This window comes from Inquilinus limosus MP06, assembly GCF_000767795.1.
In the GTDB taxonomy this organism is placed as follows: domain Bacteria; phylum Pseudomonadota; class Alphaproteobacteria; order DSM-16000; family Inquilinaceae; genus Inquilinus; species Inquilinus limosus_E.
Map to the genome: position 1 here is coordinate 1 of NZ_JANX01000067.1, position 17237 is coordinate 17237.

14 protein-coding genes and 1 pseudogene are annotated in these 17237 nt (G+C 69.6%); 8 read left to right on the top strand and 7 right to left on the bottom strand.

Going from position 1 to position 17237, the window contains the following annotated elements:
• Positions 1 to 750 (top strand): LysR substrate-binding domain-containing protein (locus tag P409_RS08120; protein ID WP_034834083.1); only part of this gene is annotated, 750 nt, incomplete at its 5' end.
• Between the two features lie 62 nt (positions 751 to 812).
• Here the strand turns inward: P409_RS08120 and P409_RS08125 are convergent.
• From P409_RS08125 to P409_RS08140, 4 genes are all read right to left on the bottom strand, one after another.
• Positions 813 to 1700, bottom strand: coding sequence for a fatty acid desaturase (locus P409_RS08125; RefSeq protein ID WP_034834086.1), 888 nt, complete (start codon positions 1698 to 1700; stop codon positions 813 to 815).
• Positions 1701 to 1862: 162 nt separating this feature from the next.
• Positions 1863 to 2453 carry a DNA-3-methyladenine glycosylase I gene (locus P409_RS08130; protein WP_034834088.1) on the bottom strand — a complete coding sequence of 197 codons (591 nt, stop codon included), beginning with the start codon at positions 2451 to 2453 and terminating at the stop codon, positions 1863 to 1865.
• A complete protein-coding gene (locus P409_RS08135) occupies positions 2450 to 3463 on the bottom strand; it encodes a D-cysteine desulfhydrase family protein (RefSeq protein ID WP_034834091.1) in 1014 nt (337 codons plus the stop codon). The genes P409_RS08130 and P409_RS08135 overlap by 4 nt, the downstream gene beginning before the upstream one ends.
• Before the next feature lie 158 nt (positions 3464 to 3621).
• On the bottom strand, positions 3622 to 5415 hold the full coding sequence (locus tag P409_RS08140) for an ABC transporter ATP-binding protein (RefSeq protein ID WP_238578623.1): 1794 nt from the start codon (positions 5413 to 5415) through the stop codon (positions 3622 to 3624).
• A gap of 298 nt (positions 5416 to 5713) precedes the next feature.
• On the opposite strand from P409_RS08140, the gene P409_RS08145 reads away from it, so the two are divergent.
• Positions 5714 to 6784 (top strand): glycosyltransferase family 4 protein, encoded by a 1071-nt coding sequence (locus P409_RS08145; RefSeq protein WP_034834094.1) that lies wholly within the window; start codon positions 5714 to 5716, stop codon positions 6782 to 6784.
• Positions 6785 to 6925: 141 nt separating this feature from the next.
• Here P409_RS08145 and P409_RS41505 read toward each other — a convergent pair.
• Together P409_RS41505 and P409_RS08155 are read right to left on the bottom strand one after the other, a co-directional pair.
• Positions 6926 to 7234, bottom strand: a pseudogene (locus tag P409_RS41505) (endonuclease domain-containing protein); the annotation flags it as partial.
• Positions 7235 to 7334: 100 nt separating this feature from the next.
• Positions 7335 to 8420 (bottom strand): LacI family DNA-binding transcriptional regulator, encoded by a 1086-nt coding sequence (locus P409_RS08155; protein WP_034834100.1) that lies wholly within the window; start codon positions 8418 to 8420, stop codon positions 7335 to 7337.
• A gap of 138 nt (positions 8421 to 8558) precedes the next feature.
• Between P409_RS08155 and P409_RS08160 the strand changes: the two genes are divergently transcribed.
• From P409_RS08160 to P409_RS08175, 4 genes are all read left to right on the top strand, one after another.
• Complete coding sequence (locus P409_RS08160; RefSeq protein WP_034834103.1) at positions 8559 to 10199, top strand: alpha-glucosidase family protein; 1641 nt, start codon at positions 8559 to 8561, stop codon at positions 10197 to 10199.
• Positions 10200 to 10316: 117 nt separating this feature from the next.
• Positions 10317 to 11624, top strand: coding sequence for an ABC transporter substrate-binding protein (locus P409_RS08165; RefSeq protein WP_052120178.1), 1308 nt, complete (start codon positions 10317 to 10319; stop codon positions 11622 to 11624).
• Between the two features lie 388 nt (positions 11625 to 12012).
• Complete coding sequence (locus P409_RS08170; protein WP_034834105.1) at positions 12013 to 13122, top strand: carbohydrate ABC transporter permease; 1110 nt, start codon at positions 12013 to 12015, stop codon at positions 13120 to 13122.
• Positions 13123 to 13137: 15 nt separating this feature from the next.
• Positions 13138 to 13983 (top strand): carbohydrate ABC transporter permease, encoded by an 846-nt coding sequence (locus P409_RS08175; protein WP_343285496.1) that lies wholly within the window; start codon positions 13138 to 13140, stop codon positions 13981 to 13983.
• Positions 13984 to 14146: 163 nt separating this feature from the next.
• Here P409_RS08175 and P409_RS08180 read toward each other — a convergent pair whose 3' ends face one another.
• Positions 14147 to 15643, bottom strand: a complete 1497-nt coding sequence (locus P409_RS08180) for an MDR family MFS transporter (RefSeq protein WP_034834108.1) — start codon at positions 15641 to 15643, stop codon at positions 14147 to 14149.
• A gap of 216 nt (positions 15644 to 15859) precedes the next feature.
• On the opposite strand from P409_RS08180, the gene P409_RS08185 reads away from it, so the two are divergent.
• Together P409_RS08185 and P409_RS08190 are read left to right on the top strand one after the other, a co-directional pair.
• A complete protein-coding gene (locus P409_RS08185; protein ID WP_052120179.1) occupies positions 15860 to 16459 on the top strand; it encodes a septation protein A in 600 nt (199 codons plus the stop codon).
• A 2-nt stretch (positions 16460 to 16461) separates the two neighbouring features.
• Positions 16462 to 17145, top strand: coding sequence for a pyrimidine 5'-nucleotidase (locus tag P409_RS08190; RefSeq protein WP_034834111.1), 684 nt, complete (start codon positions 16462 to 16464; stop codon positions 17143 to 17145).
• Positions 17146 to 17237: the final 92 nt, after the last annotated feature.

Below are 17237 nucleotides of genomic sequence, written 5' to 3' on the forward strand. Positions count from 1 at the left end.
CTCCTGAACCGCACCACCCGCAGCGTCACCCCGACCGCGGCCGGCGAGCGGCTGCTCGAACGGCTAGGCCCGGCGCTGGGCGAGATCGCCGGCGCGCTCGACGCCGTGACCAGCGTCCGCGACAGCCCGGCCGGCACGCTGCGGCTGAACGTGCCGTCGATCGTCGCCCGCCACATCCTGCCGCCGATCGCCTGCCGCTTCCTGGCGGCGCATCCCGGCATCCGGCTGGAGGTGGTGGGCGACGACAGCTTCGTCGACGTGCTGGCCGAGGGCTTCGATGCCGGCATCCGCTACGAGGAGCGGATCGAGCGCGACATGATCGCGGTGCCGGTCGGCCCACGCACCCAGCGCTTCGTCATCGCCGCCGCGCCGTCCTACCTGGCCGCCAGGGGCCGGCCGCACCACCCGAACGACCTGCTGGACCATGCCTGCATCCGCCACCGCTTCCCCAGCGGCCGGGTCGCGCCCTGGGAGTTCGAGCGCGACGGCAAGGTGATCCGCATCAGCCCGGAGGGGCCGCTGATCGCGACCTCGATCGAGATGGAGGTGGCGGCGGCGGTGGCCGGGCTCGGCCTGATCCGCATGTTCGAGGAGGCGCTGCGGCCGGAGCTCGACAGCGGCGCGCTGGTGCCGGTGATGGAGGAGTGGTGGCAGCCCTTCTCCGGCCCCTTCCTCTACTACCCCAGCCGCACCCACATGCCCGCGCCGCTCAGGGCGTTCATCGACTTCATCAAGAGTGAGGGAGAGTGAGGCAGATCACTCCACTCAGATCGTCATTGCGAGCGCAGCGAAGCAATGACGGAAAACAACGCTCACCCCAGCCCGCGGCGGATCTCCGCATGCGCGGCCGGATAGCCCGGCGACAGCACCGCGAGGCGGCCGGAGACCAGGGCGTGCATCCGCGGCAGGGCGTGGAACGGCACGCCGGGCGCCAGGTGATGCTCGGTGTGGTAGCTGGCGTTCCAGAACAGCCCGCGCAGGACCAGACCCGCCAGGGTGGTGCGAGTGTTGGCCCAGCGGTCGTTGCTGCGGACGCAGCCGGAATGCTCGGCCAGCAGCACCCAGCGCAGCAGCGGCTGGGCCAGCAGCACCGGCCCGGCCCAGAGCAGCAGGGCCAGGGCGCTGCCGGTGGCGAGGCTGGCGGCCAGGACGGCGGCGTAGAGCAGCAGATAGATCCGCGCCTCCGCCGCCACCCGGGCCCGGTCGGCCGCGGGGATCCAGGGTGAGCGGTCGCGGCCGGCCGCAGCGCGCAGCAGGCCCTGGATCTGGCTCGACCAATAGGGCAGCCCGGTCAGGATCAGCCAGTAGCGGCCGCGGGTCAGGGGTTTTGTGCCGATCAGCTCCGGGTCGCGCTCGGGGTCCTGGGTGTGGCGGTGATGCGCCATGTGGAACAGGCGGAAGCCCTCCGGCGGCAGCACCAGGACGAAGCCGGCGACCCAGCCGACCAGCCGGTTCAGCCACAGCGACCGGAACGGGGTGCGGTGCGTGGTCTCGTGCAGCGGCGCGAACAGGGAGATTTCCGCGGCGCCGAGCAGCGCCATGGCCGGCCACACCCACAGGCTGCCGCGCGCCGCCAGCACCAGGGCGACGCCGAGCGCGATCAGCCCGGCATGCCGGGCCAGCGCCCGCAGCCCCTCCGAATCCGACCGCCGGGACAGCGCCTTCAGCGCCTCCGGCGGCAATGCCCTGGTCTCCGCCATGCCCCATCCTGACGCCGGGCGGCGGTGGGGATCAAGACTGTCGGCTTCTTATACTTGTCATCCCTGGGCTTGACCCGGGGATCCAGGAATGTCGATGCCGTTCTGGGTAGCCCCTGGATTGCCGAGTCAAGCCCGGCAATGACAATCAAAGAAGGCCATGAGCTAGGTTTGCCCGAACTCCGGATGGCGGAAGCATCCCACCATGTGGTCGTTCACCAGCCCGGCCGACTGCATCAGCGAATAGCAGACGGTCGAGCCGACGAAGACGAAGCCGCGGCGCTTCATGTCGCGGCTCATCCGGTCGGAGATCTCGCTGGTGGCCGGCATCTCGGCATGGGCGGTCCAGCGGTTGACCAGCGGCTGACCGCCGACGAAGGACCAGAGGTAGCGGCCGAAGCCGCCCTCGGCCTCGATCACCGCCAGCGCCGCCCGGGCATTGGTGCGCACGGCGTTCAGCTTGGCCCGGTTGCGGATCAGCCCGGCATCAGCCAGCAGCACCTCGATCTCCGCATCCGTCATCGCCGCCACCCGGGCGATGTCGAAACCGTGGAAGGCGCGCTGGTAGTTGCCGCGCCGCTCCAGCACCAGACGCCAGGACAGGCCGGCCTGGGTGCCCTGCAGGCTGAGATTCTCGAACAGGGCACGGTCGTCGCGCTCCGGCGTGCCCCAGTCGCGGTCGTGATAGGCCAGCATCGCCGGCCCGCCATGCGCCCAGCCGCAGCGCGGCAGGTCGTCCGCCGACAGCTCGCTCATTCGCCCCAATGGATCGGGAAGGCGTCGGGATAGGTGAACAGCGCGGGCGCGCCGCCGGTGTGCAGGAACACCACCACGTCGTCGGGCCGGTAGCGACCGGCGCGGATGCCGGCGATCAGCCCGGCCATCGCCTTGCCGGTGTAGACCGGGTCCAGCACGATGGCGTCGCGGCTGGCGGCCAGCTGCAGCGCCTCGACCATGCCGTCCGTCGGCAGGCCGTAGCCCGCGCCGACCACGCCGTCCTCCAGCACCAGATCCTCCGGCGCCAGCGGCGGCACGACGCCCAGCAGCTCGGCCCCGGCCTGGACCAGCCGCGCAACCTTAGGCCGCTGCTCCGTCGAGCTGCGGCTGATGCAATAGCCGACCGCCGGGGCCTTGCTACCGCCGAGGGCGAGGCCGAGCGCCAGCCCGGCCTGGGTGCCGCCACTGCCGCTGGCCAGCGCCACATGGGTGAAGCCGACGCCCTGGTCGCGGCCCTGCCGCAGCAGCTCCCGGGCCGCGTCGACATAGCCGACCAGCCCCAGCGCGTTCGACCCGCCGACCGGGACGACATAGGGCGTGCCGCCTTCCGCCCGGCATTCCTCGGCGACGCGCGCCATCTCGGCATCGGCGTCGGCGGTGCCGGGATGCAGCTCGATCCGGGCGCCGAACAGCTCGTCCAGCATCAGGTTGCCGCTGGTGTGATAGGACGGGTCGCGCCCGGCCACCGCGTCGGTCAGCACCAGCACGCAGTCGAGGCCGAGCCTGGCCGCGGCGGCCGCGGTCTGGCGGGCGTGGTTCGACTGCGGGCCGCCGGCGGTGATGATGGTGTCGGCCCCCTGGGCCAGCGCGTCGCCGAGCAGGAATTCGAGCTTGCGCACCTTGTTGCCGCCGAGGGCCAGGCCGGTGCAGTCGTCGCGCTTGATCCAGAGCTGCGGGCCGCCCAGCGCTTCCGTGAGGCGCGGGAGCGGCTCCAGGGGCGTCGGCGCGTGCTGCAGGCGCAGGCGCGGCAGCTGGTCGAGCGATGGCATCGGTGTTCCGTCCCTGAGGCGCGGCCCGCGGCGGCCGCCTTCGGGGTGAATAGCATGGCGGCCGAAGAAAAATGAGTCCCCCCTCCCCTCGCGGGAGGGGGGACTTAAAAGGGAATGGCGACAGCAAAGTTCTGGAGATTGTCGAGCCGATCATCCCCTCACGCCGCATGCGCCTCCTCGGCATGCCCCAGTTGGCGCTGCAGCAGGGTGCGGTAGACGCCGGGCCGGGCGGCCAAAGCGGCGGGAGTACCCTGGTCGATCACCCGGCCATGCTCCATCACCACGATCCGGTCGAAGCGCCGCAGCGTCGACAGGCGGTGGGCGATAGCGATCACCGTACGGCCCTGCATCAGGTCGTCCAACGCCTCCTGCACCGCGCGCTCGGATTCGCTGTCCAGCGCCGAGGTCGCCTCGTCCAGCAGCAGCACCGGCGCGTCCTTGAGGAAGGCGCGGGCGATGGCGATGCGCTGGCGCTGGCCGCCCGACAGCTTGACCCCGCGGTCGCCGACCACGGTGTCGAACCCCTCCGGCAGCGCCTCGATGAACTCCCGGCAGTGCGCGGCCTCGGCCGCGGCCAGCACCTCGGCATCGGTCGCGTCCGGCCGGCCGTAGCGGATGTTCTCGCGCACGCTGCGGTGGAACATCGAGATGTCCTGCGGCACCACGCCGATGATCTGGCGCAGGCTCTCCTGCGTCAGGTCGCGGATGTCGCGGCCCGCCACCTCGATCCGGCCCTGGCCGACATCGTAGAAGCGCTGCACCAGGGTCAGCACGGTCGACTTGCCGGCGCCGGACAGGCCGACCAAGCCGACCCGCTCCCCGGGCTCGATCCGCAGGTCGAAGCCGTCCAGGATCGGCGGCCGCTTGGGATAGGCGAAGCGCACATGCTGGAAGCCGATCGGCACGCCGCCGCCATGCTTCGGCGCCGGCAGCGGCTCGGCATGCGGCGCGTCGGGCAGGTCGTGCGGCACCAGGAGGGTCGAGATCGCCTCGGACAGCCGGGCGATGTGCTGGGTCAGGTCGACCAGCGCCACCGCCAGGTCGCGGGTGCCGTGCAGGATGGCAAAGCCGAGCGAGCTGACCAGCACGATGTCGCCCGGCGTCGCCCGCCCGGCCTGCCACAGCAGGAGGGCCCAGCCCAGCAGGCCCGCCGTCAGCACCGCGGTGATCGCCGCATGGATCAGGCGCAGCCGCTCCATCGTGCGCAGGCTGCGCTGGCGGGCAGACATCTCGACCCCGATGCGGTCGGCCAGCCGCGCCTGCTCGCGGATCGTGGCGCCGAACAGCCGCACCAGACCCATGTTGCCGATCACGTCGACCAGCTCGCCATCGACCTTCGCCGCCTCGGTGGCGTAGCTGCGGTGGATCGGGCCGCCGCGCTTGGCCAGGCGGTAGATGAAGGCCGACAGCGCCGCCGAGGCCGCGACCAGCACCCCGGCCATCACCGGATCGACCGTGGCCAGCACGCAGATCGAGCCGACCAGCGCCAGCGCCGGCGGCAGCACGTTCCAGGAGAAGGTGTTCTCGGTGGTGAAGATCGCGTTGGCCGTGGCCGAGACGCGGCCGGCGACCATGCCGGGCAGCCGGTCGGCGAAATAGCTGGGGGCGTGGCCGGTCAGGTGCCGGAACAGGTCGCGCCGGACCGCGCCGGTGACGCCAACGAAGGCGCGGGCGGCGACCCAGCCGCCGACCCGCCACAGCATGTTGTCGGCCAGGATCAGCCCGACCAGCAGGCCGTAGGCCAGCCAGATCACCCCGGAGGCGCCGAGGGCCAGCACGTCGACCAGGTGCTTGATCGCGTATTGCGACCCGATCCCGCAGGCGACGGCGGCGACGACCGAGGCGATCACCACCGCATGCGGTGCGGCCTCCTGCCGCACATAGTGCAGGATGAAGCCGATCGGCCGATTCCGAAACCCTTCGAGAGTGCGAGTCTGCGTGGACGCCGTCATGTCCATCAGATCCTCTGCGTTGTCTTCGTTCCACCACGGACGACGTCTTCCGCCGCCTTGAGAGTCCTGGTGCGACAGCCCGACAGATACAGCGGCCCGCTGCACTGCACGGTATTTACGCGCGCTCCACAGAACATTATCGGGCCGAAGTCGGAACCTTTTCCCGTTCCGATTGTCTGTGGTCTTCGAGTGCCTGTTGCCGCGGAAGCACCAGACAAGAAACAGCGCCGCATTGTTGCGCCGCAGCGCCGCCGGTGATGTCAGACAAACCCCCATCTGCGGAGGGAGTTCCACCCACATGCGAATCGCGCAGGTCGCCCCGCTGTTCGAAGCGGTCCCCCCCAAGCTCTATGGCGGCACCGAACGCGTCGTCTCCTTCCTGACGGAAGAGCTCGTCGCCCTCGGCCACGACGTCACACTCTTCGCCAGCGGCGATTCCGTGACCTCCGCCACGCTCGAGGCCTGCTGGCCGCGGGCGATGCGGCTCGACGCCTCGGTGCGCGACTGGATCGCGCCCCACATGCACATGTTCGAGCAGGTGTACCGGCGATCGGACGAGTTCGACGTCGTCCACTGCCATCTCGACTATTTCCCGTTCTCGCTGTTCAGCCGCGGCGACGTGCCCTTCGTGACCACGCTGCACGGGCGGCTGGACCTGCCCGAGCTGCACCCGATGTTCGAGACCTTCTCGCATGTGCCGGTGGTGTCGATCTCCGACGCCCAGCGCCGGCCGATGCCGAAGGCCGGCTGGATCGCCACCGTGCATCACGGCCTGCCGGCGCAGCTGCTGTCGCCGGTGTCGGCGGAGCGCGGATACCTCGCCTTCCTCGGCCGCATCGCGCCGGAGAAGCGGGTCGACCGGGCGATCGAGATCGCGGCCAAGGCCGGCCTGCCGCTGAAGATCGCGGCCAAGGTCGACAAAGCCGACCAGGAATACTACGACGCCGAGATCAAGCCGCTGCTGGCGCGGTCGCCCCATGTCGACTTCATCGGCGAGATCGATGATTCGCAGAAATCGGCGTTCCTGAGCGGCGCCATCGGCCTGCTGGTGCCGATCGACTGGCCGGAGCCGTTCGGCCTGGTGATGATCGAGGCGATGGCCTGCGGCACGCCGGTCGTGGCCTACAATCGCGGCTCGGTGCCCGAGGTGATCGACGAGGGCGTCACCGGCTTCATCGTCGAGGACGAGATCGGCGCGGTGGCGGCGGTGCAGCGGCTGCCGGAGCTGTCGAACGCCCGTATCCGCGAGGTCTTCGACCAGCGCTTCACCGCCCGCCGCATGGCCCAGGACTACCTGTCGATCTATGAGGGCCTGCAGGCCGTCGAGGCGCCGAAGAAGCCCGCCGTGCTGCGCGCGGTGGCGAATTGACGAAGGAGCCTGTCTGTCGGTTTTTATCCTCCCCCTCCCCTCGCGGGAGGGGGTAGGGGGAGGGGGGTCGCTCCGCCGAGCCGGCCTTAGGACAGATCCGTCAATCCACCGGCCACCACTGCTGCCGGCCACCACTGCTGCGATCGTGTCCACGACATCCGGCAGGCGATCGACGATCTGATCATTGGTGAAGCGGATGACCCGGAATCCCTGGCCTTCCAGCCACTGAGTCCGCTTCTGATCTGCCTCGATCGTCAGCTCGTGCGATGCGCCATCGACTTCGATGACGAGCCGCGCCGGCAGGGAGACGAAGTCGACGACATAAGGGCCGAGCCGGAATTGCCGCCGGAAGCGGAGATGCCCGATCTTCTTGCCGCGCAGCTGCCGCCACAGCAGGCGTTCAGCTTCCGTCGGGTTTTGTCGCAGATACCGGACGAAACTATCAGCCATCGGAGATGCCGGTGAGAAACACCCCTCCCCCTACCCCCTCCCGCAAGGGGAGGGGGAGGATGAATTGTGCAGCATCGGGTTCGTCCGAAACCATGGACAGCTACCCCGGCGGTCGGGTCGAGGCCCGCACCACCAGCTCGGTCGGCAGCAGGCGGCGGTCGGCCGGGATCGTGCCGCCGTCGGCCACGGCGCCAAGCAGCAGCGACGCCGCCGTGGCGCCCTTGTCGAACAGCGGTTGGCGGATCGTGGTCAGGGCCGGCCGCACCAGCGCCGCGCGCGGGATGTCGTCGAAGCCGGCGACCGACACATCCTCCGGCACCCGCAGATTCAGCGACCGCGCCGCCTCGATGACGCCGATCGCCAGCCGGTCCGACATCGCCAGGATCGCCGTCGGCCGGTCCGGCCGGCGCAGCAGTGAAAGCGCCGCGTCGCGGCCGTTCGCCTCGCTCGACGCCGGCCGTTCCTCCACCGGCACCGAGTCCGGGTCGATCCCGACGGCGGCGATCGCCTCGGCATAGCCGGCCAGCCGGTCGGCGCTGGTGCGGAAGGTCATCTTCGCCCGGCGGGCGGCGTCGAGCGGCCCGGCATAGCCGTCCACCGCGGCCTCCAGCGAGACGATGCCGAGCCGGCGGTGGCCCAGGCCCAGCACATGCTGCGCCACCTTGCGGGCGGCGCCGCGGTCGTCGATGCCGACGAAGGCCACGCCCTCCGGCACCTGGTTGTCGATCGCCACCACCGGCAGGCCGCGGCGCAAGAGCGGCGCCCAGGCCTCCGCCCCGTTGAGGAAGCCGTAGACGAGGAAGCCATCGACCGCGGCGCGGTGGATGGCGCTGCGGCTGGCCGGGCTCTTCACCGCCGGCAGGATCAGCAGGCCGGAGCGCGCCTTCTCGCAGGCGCTGGCGATGCCGCGCAGCATGCCCACCGCCGCCGGGTCGTCGAAGGCGAAGGGCAGCGTCTCGTGGAACAGCAGGCCGATCGCTTCGGCCTTGCCGGTGCGCAGCATCCGCGCCGCCGGGTTCGGCCCATGCACCCCCATCGCCCGGGCGGCCGCCATGATCTTGTCGCGCAGCTCGGCCGACAGCTGGTCCGGCCGGTTGAAGGCGTTCGACACCGTCGTGCGCGACACCCCGACCGCCGCCGCGATGTCCAGCAGCGTGCCCCGCCGCTTCTCTGCTCCGTCGCTCATGCAAGCACCCTAAAACCTCCCTCTTGATCGATCAAGAAAGTCTCTGTTACTGTAAAAACTGAATGCATTCAGATGACCTTTGGCCGGAGGGCTGGTGCGGTCGTCGCGAGGATGCAGGGGGACATGCGGAGAGGACGAATGCGCGAATGGTGGCGCGGCGCGGTGATGTACCAGATCTACCCGCGCAGCTTCCTGGACACCAATGGCGACGGTATCGGCGACCTGGCCGGCATCACCGCCAAGCTCGACCACATCGCCGATCTCGGCGTCGACGGGATCTGGATCTCGCCCTTCTTCAAGTCGCCGATGAAGGATTTCGGCTACGACGTGTCGGATTACCGCGACGTCGACCCGATGTTCGGCACGCTCGCTGATTTCGACCGGCTGGTCGAGAAGGCGCATGCGCTGAATCTCAAGGTGATCATCGACCAGGTGATCAGCCACACCTCCGACCAGCACCCCTGGTTCACCGAGAGCCGGAGCAGCCGCGACAACCCGAAGGCCGACTGGTTCGTCTGGGCCAACGCCAAGCCGGACGGCAACCCGCCGAACAACTGGCTGTCGATCTTCGGCGGCTCGGCCTGGCAGTGGGACACCCGCCGGCGCCAGTACTACATGCACAACTTCCTGACCCAGCAGCCGGACCTGAACCTGCACAATCCCGAGGTGCAGCAGGCGGTGCTGGACGTGCTGGAGTTCTGGCTGCAGCGCGGCGCCGACGGCTTCCGCCTGGACACCGCGAATTTCTACATGCACGACCGGCTGCTGCGCGACAATCCGGGCAAGCCGGCCGACCGGGCGCCGACCGGGGACGACCGGGCGGACAACCCCTACTACATGCAGCTGCACCTGTTCGATAAGTCGCAGCCGGAGAACCTGATGTTCCTGCGCCGGATGCGGGAGCTGATGAACCGCTATCCGGACCGGATGGCGGTGGCCGAGATCGGCGACGACGACCCGATCGGCCGCACCGCCGAATACGTCCAGGCCGACCTGCTGCACACCGCCTATAATTTCAGCCTGCTGAACGACAATTTCAGCGCGGCCCACATCGCCACGGCGCTGACCGCCTTCGAGGCGGCGACCACCGATGGCTGGCCGTCCTGGGCCTTCTCCAACCACGACGTCCGCCGGGTGGCGTCGCGCTGGGGCGGGGCCGAGGCCGACCCGCGGCTGCCGCGCCTGCTGGTGGCGCTGCTGACCTCGCTGCGCGGCACCGCCTTCCTGTACCAGGGCGAGGAGCTGGGCCTGCCGGAGGCCGAGGTGCCTTACGACAAGCTGCAGGACCCCTACGGCATCACCTTCTGGCCCGAGTTCAAGGGCCGCGACGGCTGCCGCACCCCGATCCCGTGGCAAGCCGAGGCGTCCCAGGCCGGCTTCTCCAGCGCCGAGCCCTGGCTGCCGATCCCGGAGGCGCATCGCCGCCTGGCCGTGGACGCGCAGGCCGGCGACCCGGAGTCGACCCTGGCCTTCACCCGCCAGTTCCTGCGCTGGCGCCGCGCCCACCCGGCCTTCGCCACCGGGTCGCTGCGCTTCCTCGACACCGCCGACGGGGTGCTGGCCTTCGAGCGGGTGCTGGAGGACGAGCGCATCCTCTGCGTCTTCAACCTGACCGGCGAGACCCGGATCTGGACCGCGCCGCCGACGCAGATCGCCCCGACCGACGCGCCGGGGCTGGGCGCGAAGCTGGATGGCGGCCGGGTGGCGCTGCCGCCCTATGCCGCCTTCTTCGGCGCGTTGGCCGCCGAGGCGATTCAGGCGGAACAGAACGCCGCCTGAGACTTTGTTTCATTTGGACTCGCCAGAGGCCGGCCCGGCGAGTCACCCTTCTGGCCCAAGACAAGCACGCGGGGGCGCGCCGGTCTTCCCCCGCTGCCAAAAGCAGACGGAGGAGACATGTCGAGGAGCGCCATCCTACCCCTCAGCCTCGCCCACCTTGGCCTCGCCCCCCTTGGACTCGCCATTGTCCTGGCCGGCGCCGCCGCGCAGGCGGAAGGGGTCAAGGTCACCATCTCCTGCGGCTCGGCCGGGGCCGAGCAGGCGCAGTGCCAGCAGGGCGCCAAGGCCTGGGCGGCCAAGACCGGCAACACGGTCGACGTCGTCGCCGCGCCGCAATCCACCTCCGACCAGCTGGCCCTGTACCAGCAGATCCTCACGGCCAAATCCGCCGATGTCGACGTGTTCCAGGTCGACGTGATCTGGCCTGGCATCCTGGGCAGCCATTTCGTCGACCTGAAGCCCTATGTCGACCAGGCGACGATCGACCAGCACTTCCCCAGCATCATCCAGGGGCTGACTGTCGACGGCCATCTCCTGGCCCTGCCCTGGTTCACCGATGCCGGGCTGCTGTATTACCGGAAGGATCTGCTGGACAAGTACAAGCTCAAGGTGCCCGAGACCTGGGCCGAGCTGACCGAGAGCGCCAAGACCATCCAGGAGGGCGAGCGCAAGGCCGGCAATGACCGCTTCTTCGGCTTCGTGTTCCAGGGCCGGGCCTATGAGGGGCTGAGCTGCAACGCCCTGGAATGGGTCGTCAGCTTCGGCGGCGGCGCCATTGTCGGGCCGGACGGCAAGATCACGATCAACAACCCGCAGGCCGCCAAGGCGCTGGACACCGCGGCCTCCTGGGTCGGCACCATCGCGCCCGACGGCGTGCTGAACTACATGGAGGAGGATGCGCGCGGCGTGTTCCAGTCCGGCAATGCCGCCTTCATGCGCAACTGGCCCTACGCCTATTCGCTGGTCAATTCCGGCGACAGCCCGGTCAAGGGCAAGATCGGCACCGGCGCGCTGCCGAAGGGCGACGGCGAGGGCGCCCGCCACGCCGCGACCTTGGGCGGCTGGAACCTGGCGGTGTCGAAATACTCGACCCATCCGAAGGAGGCCGCCGACCTGGTCATGTACCTGACCGGCAAGGAGGAGCAGAAGCGCCGCGCCATCGAGGCCACGTTCCAGACCACGATCCCGGCGCTGTACGACGACCCCGACGTGCTGAAGGCGCAGCCCTTCTTCGCCGACCTGAAGGCGGCCTTCGAGAGCGCCGTGCCCCGCCCCTCGGCGATCACCGGCGAGCGCTACAACGAGGTCTCGACCCTGTTCTGGAACGCGGTCCACAACACCCTGTCGAAGCAGGGCGACGGCGCCGCCAACCTGGCGCAGCTGCAGAAGGACCTGAACCGGCTGAGCCGCGGCGGCCGCTGGTAAGGCGTGCATCCCGCCGAGCCTGCTCCGATGGCCTCTCCCGCTTGCGGGATGTTTTCGGAATGCTACCACCTGGGGCGGTCTATCCCCTTTATCCTCCCCCTCCCCTTGCGGGAGGGGGTAGGGGAGGGGTTCTCGCGCCGACGGAATTGATGTTGGGCGTCGCCACCGGCCCGCAGAAATCTCGGCCAATTCCACGCCGGCGCTCGGCATCGACAGCCCCCTCCCCTACCCCCTCCCGCGAGGGGAGGGGGAGTGTGAAAAATCCACGTCTATTGATTTGGTCGAGTTCCCAAAAGATCTCGCTTGCGGGAGAGGCAATCAGTTGCCGCGAGGGCTGGCCGACCTCAGTTGACCGAACACCTCTGCCCACACAATCGGGGAGGATCCCATGACCGTCGCCACCTCGACCCCCGCCGCGGCCGCGCGCGCCGCGAAGCCGGCGGTCTCCCGGCTCAGCCGGCAGCGCATCCGCGCCGCCTGGATGTTCCTGGTCCCGATGCTGCTGGTGCTGGCGCTGGTCGCCGGCTGGCCGCTGGTGCGGACCGTCGCGCTGAGCTTCACCGACGCGACCCTGAAGGCCGAGCGGCCGACCCGCCTGGTCGGCTTCGACAACTACCTGTTCTACGGCCCGAACCGCGCCGACTGGGACGACAAGCTCGGCGGCTACTACGTCTTCTACGACCCCAAGGGCACCAACCTGGTGTGGAAGCCGGAGGAGGGCAGGTTCTGGGACATCGACGAGAACAAGCCGGTCGATTACGACGTCGACACCAGCGGCATCTTCTCGTGGCAGGGGCTGCTGGTCGACCCGGTGTGGTGGCGGTCGGCCTGGAACACCATCCTGTTCACCGTGATCTCGGTGCTGATCGAGACCATCCTCGGCCTCGTCATCGCCATGACGCTGAACGCGCATCTGCCGGGGCGCGGGCTGCTCAGGGCCGCGGTGCTGATCCCCTGGGCCATCCCCACCATCGTCTCGGCCAAGATGTGGGGCTGGATGCTGAACGACCAGTACGGCGTAGTGAACGAGGTGCTGCTGTCGCTCGGCGTGATCTCGACCCGCATCGCCTGGACAGCGGACCCGTCACTGTCGCTGGCCTCGGTGATCGCGGTCGATGTTTGGAAGACCACGCCCTTCATGACCCTCCTGATCCTGGCGGCGCTGCAGATGCTGCCGAACGAGGTGTATGAGGCGGCGAAGGTCGACGGCATCCGGCCCTGGCGCGTCTTCACCCGCATCACCCTGCCGCTGATCTGGCCGGCGCTGATGGTGGCGATCCTGTTCCGGGCGCTGGATTCGCTGCGGGTGTTCGACCTCATCTACGTGCTGACCTCGAACAGCATCAACACGATGAGCATGTCGGTCTTCGCCCGGCAGCAGAGCATCGATTTCGGCAACGTCGGATTCGGCTCCGCCGCCTCGACCCTGCTCTTCGTCATCATCGCCGTGATCGCCGCCCTGTGGATGGTGGCGGGCCGCGTGCGGTTCGACAAGTAAGAGAGGAGGCGTGCCATGGCCATGACCAAGACCACCCGGCGCCGCGTCGGCCGCACCTTCTTCTACCTGCTGGTCGCCGCGATCATCCTGTACACGGTGTTCCCGTTCTACTGGGCCGTGATCTCGTCGCTGAAGAGCGGCCAGCAGCTGTTCGGCACCGAGCTGATCCCGCCCTCGCCCACGCTCGACAACTACGCCAGCGTGTTCCGCGAGCAGCCCTTCCTGACCAATATCATCAACTCGCTGATCGTCGCCGGGGCGACCGTGCTGGTGTGCCTGGCGCTGTCGGTCAGCGCCGCCTATGCGCTGGGCCGGGTGCGGTTCCGCGGCCGCAGCACCATTCTGATGATCACGCTCGGCGTGTCGATGTTCCCGCAGGTGGCGGTGCTGACCGGGCTGTTCGAGCTGGTGCGCTGGGCCGGCCTCTACAACCAGCTCGGCTCGCTGATCGTCAGCTACATGATCTTCACCCTGCCCTTCTCGGTCTGGGTGCTGACCACCTTCATCCGCGAGCTGCCGCGCGAGCTGGAGGAGGCGGCGATCGTCGACGGCGCCTCGCCGCTGCAGATCCTGGTGAAGGTGTTCCTGCCGCTGCTGGGCCCGGCGCTGGCGACCACCGGCCTGCTCGCCTTCATCGCCGCCTGGAACGAGTTCCTGTTCGCCCTCACCTTCACCCTGACCAACGAGGTGCGGACGGTGCCGGTGGCGATCGCCCTGATCTCCGGCGCCACCCAGTTCGACATCCCCTGGGGCAACATCATGGCGGCGTCGGTGGTGGTGACCGTGCCGCTGATCGTGCTGGTGATGATCTTCCAGCGCCGCATCGTCTCCGGCCTCACCGCCGGCGCGGTGAAGGGGTAGCGCGAGGGAAAGTGCATCCCGGCGCCCGGGAAAAGGCGGCGCCGGGATGCGGACCGAAGTCGGTCTGGAGGCCTGGACCCTAAACGTGCGGGACCGGGCATGGAAGCGCGAACGCTCCCGGATCCGAGACGATCCGGCGGCGCCGGCCCCTCACCTCACGTCCCTATTCGACCAGGGCTTCCTTCGCGTGCGCGGCGGCGCCGCTGCGCAGCGGCCGCTCCTCCATCAGCAGCAGCCAGACGAAGCCGAGGGCCAGGCCCACCGCCGCGGCCAGGAACAGCCAGTGGAAGGCGCCGACCAGCCCCTCGCGCATCGCCGGGGTCAGGTCGCCGAGGTTTTCCGCCGACCGGCCCGGCCCGCCGCCGCCGATGGCGCCGAGCACGATGGCGCCGAAGCCGGCGACGACGATGGCGCTGCCCAGCGAGCGGAAGAAGTTCATGCAGCCGGTGGCGGTGCCGAGCTGGTGCATCGCCACTGCGTTCTGGATCGAGATGGTGGTGACCGGCAGCACGGTGCCGAGGCCCAGGCCGATCGCGGCCAGCAGCACCTCGACCAGCCACATCGGCCGGCCGGCCGGGTCGGCCGCCAGCAGCAGCAGCGCCGCCGCGGCGATCACCAGCCCGACCAGCGGCGTGCGCTTGTAGTGGGTCATGCGGGCCATGAAGCGGCCGGCGATGTTGGCGCCGGTCACGGTGCCGGCCATCAGCGGCATCAGCGCCAGGCCGGCATTGGAGGCGGAGAGGCCGAGGATGCCCTCGAGATAGACCGGGACGTAGATCGACAGGCCGATGAAGGTGCCCATGACGCAGAAGGCGGCGGCGGTGCCGGTGCCGACCACCGGATTGACCATCACCGCCAGCGGGATCAGCGGCTCGTCCGCCTTCAGGAGGCGCAGCGCGAACAGCACCCAGAACACCAGCGACACGGCGAACAGGCCGAGGATCTCCGGCGACCCCCAGGCATAGCGGGTGCCGCCCCAGGTCAGCGCCAGCATCGCGGCCACGGTGGCGCCGACCATCAGCACGGCGCCGAGCACGTCGAGCCTGTGCCGCCGCTCGTGCCGCGGCAGGCGGCGCAGCGCGCCCCACACCATCCAGAAGGCGCCGAGGCCGAGCGGCAGGTTGATCCAGAAGATCACCGACCAGTGCAGATGGTCGGCGAACAACCCGCCCAGCACCGGTCCGACCACGCTGGAGGTGACGAAGACGCTGGCGATGTAGCCCTGATAGCGCCCGCGCTCCTTCGGCGAGACCACGTCGGCGATGATGGTCTGGGCCAGCGAGATCAGCCCGCCGCCGCCCAGCCCCTGCAGCGCCCGGGCCAGGATCAGCGCCAGCATGGTCGGCGCCAGGGCGCAGACCACCGACCCGACGATGAACACGGTGATGCTGACCAGCAGCGTCACCCGCCGGCCGTGGATGTCGCTGAACTTGCCGTAGAGCGGCGTCACCGCGGTCGAGGCCAGGAGGTAGGCGCTGACCACCCAGGACAGGTGCTCGACGTCGCCCAGCTCCTGCCCGATGGTGGGCAGCGCGGTGGCGACGATGGTCTGGTCCAGCGCGGCCAGCAGCATGGCCAGCATGATGCCGATGATGATCGACCGGACGGTGGCGTGGTCGAGCGGCGCCGGGGCGGCGACCGCCGGACTGTGTGCGGACATGGTGCGGCGTTCCAAAGGCGGGGGGCCGAGGGAATGGGGTCGGCGGCGGCGAAGCGCCCCGAGCCCCCTAACCTTCGCCTCCGATACTTGTCGTACAAGAGCGCTGTGGGCAGTGCTGCCATCGTCGCGCGGCATGGGGCGGGCGGAAGGCGGGCGCGGCATTCCATCCTGCCGATCGCGGTTTCCAGCAAACGGCGCTTGGTCTAGGGTGCGGCCATGATCGACCAGACCCAGCCGCGGGCCGACACGCAGGCCGTCGCCAAGCCCGAGAAGGGCCCGTTCCTGCGCCTGGCGCTGGAGGCCGGGCCGCTGCTGCTGTTCTTCATCGCCAACCAGACCGCCGGCATCATGCCGGCCACGGCCGTGTTCATGGTGGCGACCGTCGTCGCGGTGGTGCTGTCGGTGCGGCTGGAGAAGCGCTGGCCGATCATGCCGATGGTCGGCTGCGTCTTCGTGCTGGTCTTCGGCGGCCTGACGCTGTGGCTGGACGACGACCTGTTCATCAAGCTGAAGCCGACCGTGGTGAACCTGCTGTTCGCGGCGATCCTGTTCACCGGCCTGGCCACCGGCCGCAACTTCCTGAAGCTGATGATGGGCACGGTGTTCGAGCTGACGGAGCAGGGCTGGCGCATCCTGACCTGGCGCTGGGCCGTGTTCTTCGTCGTGCTGGCGGTGATCAACGAGGTGGTGTGGCGCAGCTTCTCGACCGAGTTCTGGGCCGGCTTCAAACTGTTCGGCATCCTGCCGCTGACGCTGGTCTTCGCCATGGCGCAGATGCCGGTGCTGATGCGGCACCAGACCAAGCCGGCCGAGTGACGATGCAGGCGACCGACCCGCTGCGCCATGTCGAGCACTGGGTGTTCGACCTGGACAACACGCTGTACCCCGCCCGCACCAACCTGTTCGCGCAGATCGACCGTCGCATGGGCGAGTATATCCGCGAGCATTTCGACCTGCCGCCGGACGAGGCGCGGGCGCTGCAGAAGCGGCTGTTCCGCGACTACGGCACCACCCTGAACGGGCTGATGCGCGAGCGCGCAATCGACCCCGGCCCGTTCCTGGAATATGTCCACGACATCGACATCTCGGCGATCGGGCCCAGCCCGGCCCTGGCCGCGGCGCTGGGCGACCTGCCGGGCCGCAAGATCGTGTTCACCAACGGCTCGGTCCGCCATGCCGAGCGGGTGCTGACCCGCCTCGGCGTCGTGGCCCAGTTCGACGGCATCTTCGACATCGTCGCCGCCGATTACGTGCCGAAGCCCGACCCCGGCCCGTACCGGACGATGCTGGACCGCTACGGGCTGGCGCCGCGCTCGACCGTGATGGTCGAGGACATGGCCCGCAACCTGCTGCCGGCGCACCGGCTGGGCATGACCACGGTGTGGGTGCGCACCCCGTCCGACTGGGGCCAGCCTTTGCCCGGGGACGGCCATATCGACATCGCCGTCGACGACACCGCGGAGTGGCTGGCCGCGGTGGCGGCGGCACGGCGCACCCTCTAGCCGGAGAAGGAATACGCTGCCTCTCCCGCTTGCGGGAGAGGTCGGAGACGCGAAGCGGCTCCGGGTGAGGGGAGTTTGTCGAAGCCTGGACC

Coding starts and splice junctions, on each gene's coding strand:
- P409_RS08125 (WP_034834086.1), bottom strand. CDS start 1,700: ATGGCGGAGACCAGGGCATTGCCGCCGGAGGCGCTGAAGGCGCTGTCC.
- P409_RS08130 (WP_034834088.1), bottom strand. CDS start 2,453: ATGAGCGAGCTGTCGGCGGACGACCTGCCGCGCTGCGGCTGGGCGCAT.
- P409_RS08135 (WP_034834091.1), bottom strand. CDS start 3,463: ATGCCATCGCTCGACCAGCTGCCGCGCCTGCGCCTGCAGCACGCGCCG.
- P409_RS08140 (WP_238578623.1), bottom strand. CDS start 5,415: ATGACGGCGTCCACGCAGACTCGCACTCTCGAAGGGTTTCGGAATCGG.
- P409_RS08145 (WP_034834094.1), top strand. CDS start 5,714: ATGCGAATCGCGCAGGTCGCCCCGCTGTTCGAAGCGGTCCCCCCCAAG.
- P409_RS08155 (WP_034834100.1), bottom strand. CDS start 8,420: ATGAGCGACGGAGCAGAGAAGCGGCGGGGCACGCTGCTGGACATCGCG.
- P409_RS08160 (WP_034834103.1), top strand. CDS start 8,559: ATGCGCGAATGGTGGCGCGGCGCGGTGATGTACCAGATCTACCCGCGC.
- P409_RS08165 (WP_052120178.1), top strand. CDS start 10,317: ATGTCGAGGAGCGCCATCCTACCCCTCAGCCTCGCCCACCTTGGCCTC.
- P409_RS08170 (WP_034834105.1), top strand. CDS start 12,013: ATGACCGTCGCCACCTCGACCCCCGCCGCGGCCGCGCGCGCCGCGAAG.
- P409_RS08175 (WP_343285496.1), top strand. CDS start 13,138: ATGGCCATGACCAAGACCACCCGGCGCCGCGTCGGCCGCACCTTCTTC.
- P409_RS08180 (WP_034834108.1), bottom strand. CDS start 15,643: ATGTCCGCACACAGTCCGGCGGTCGCCGCCCCGGCGCCGCTCGACCAC.
- P409_RS08185 (WP_052120179.1), top strand. CDS start 15,860: ATGATCGACCAGACCCAGCCGCGGGCCGACACGCAGGCCGTCGCCAAG.
- P409_RS08190 (WP_034834111.1), top strand. CDS start 16,462: ATGCAGGCGACCGACCCGCTGCGCCATGTCGAGCACTGGGTGTTCGAC.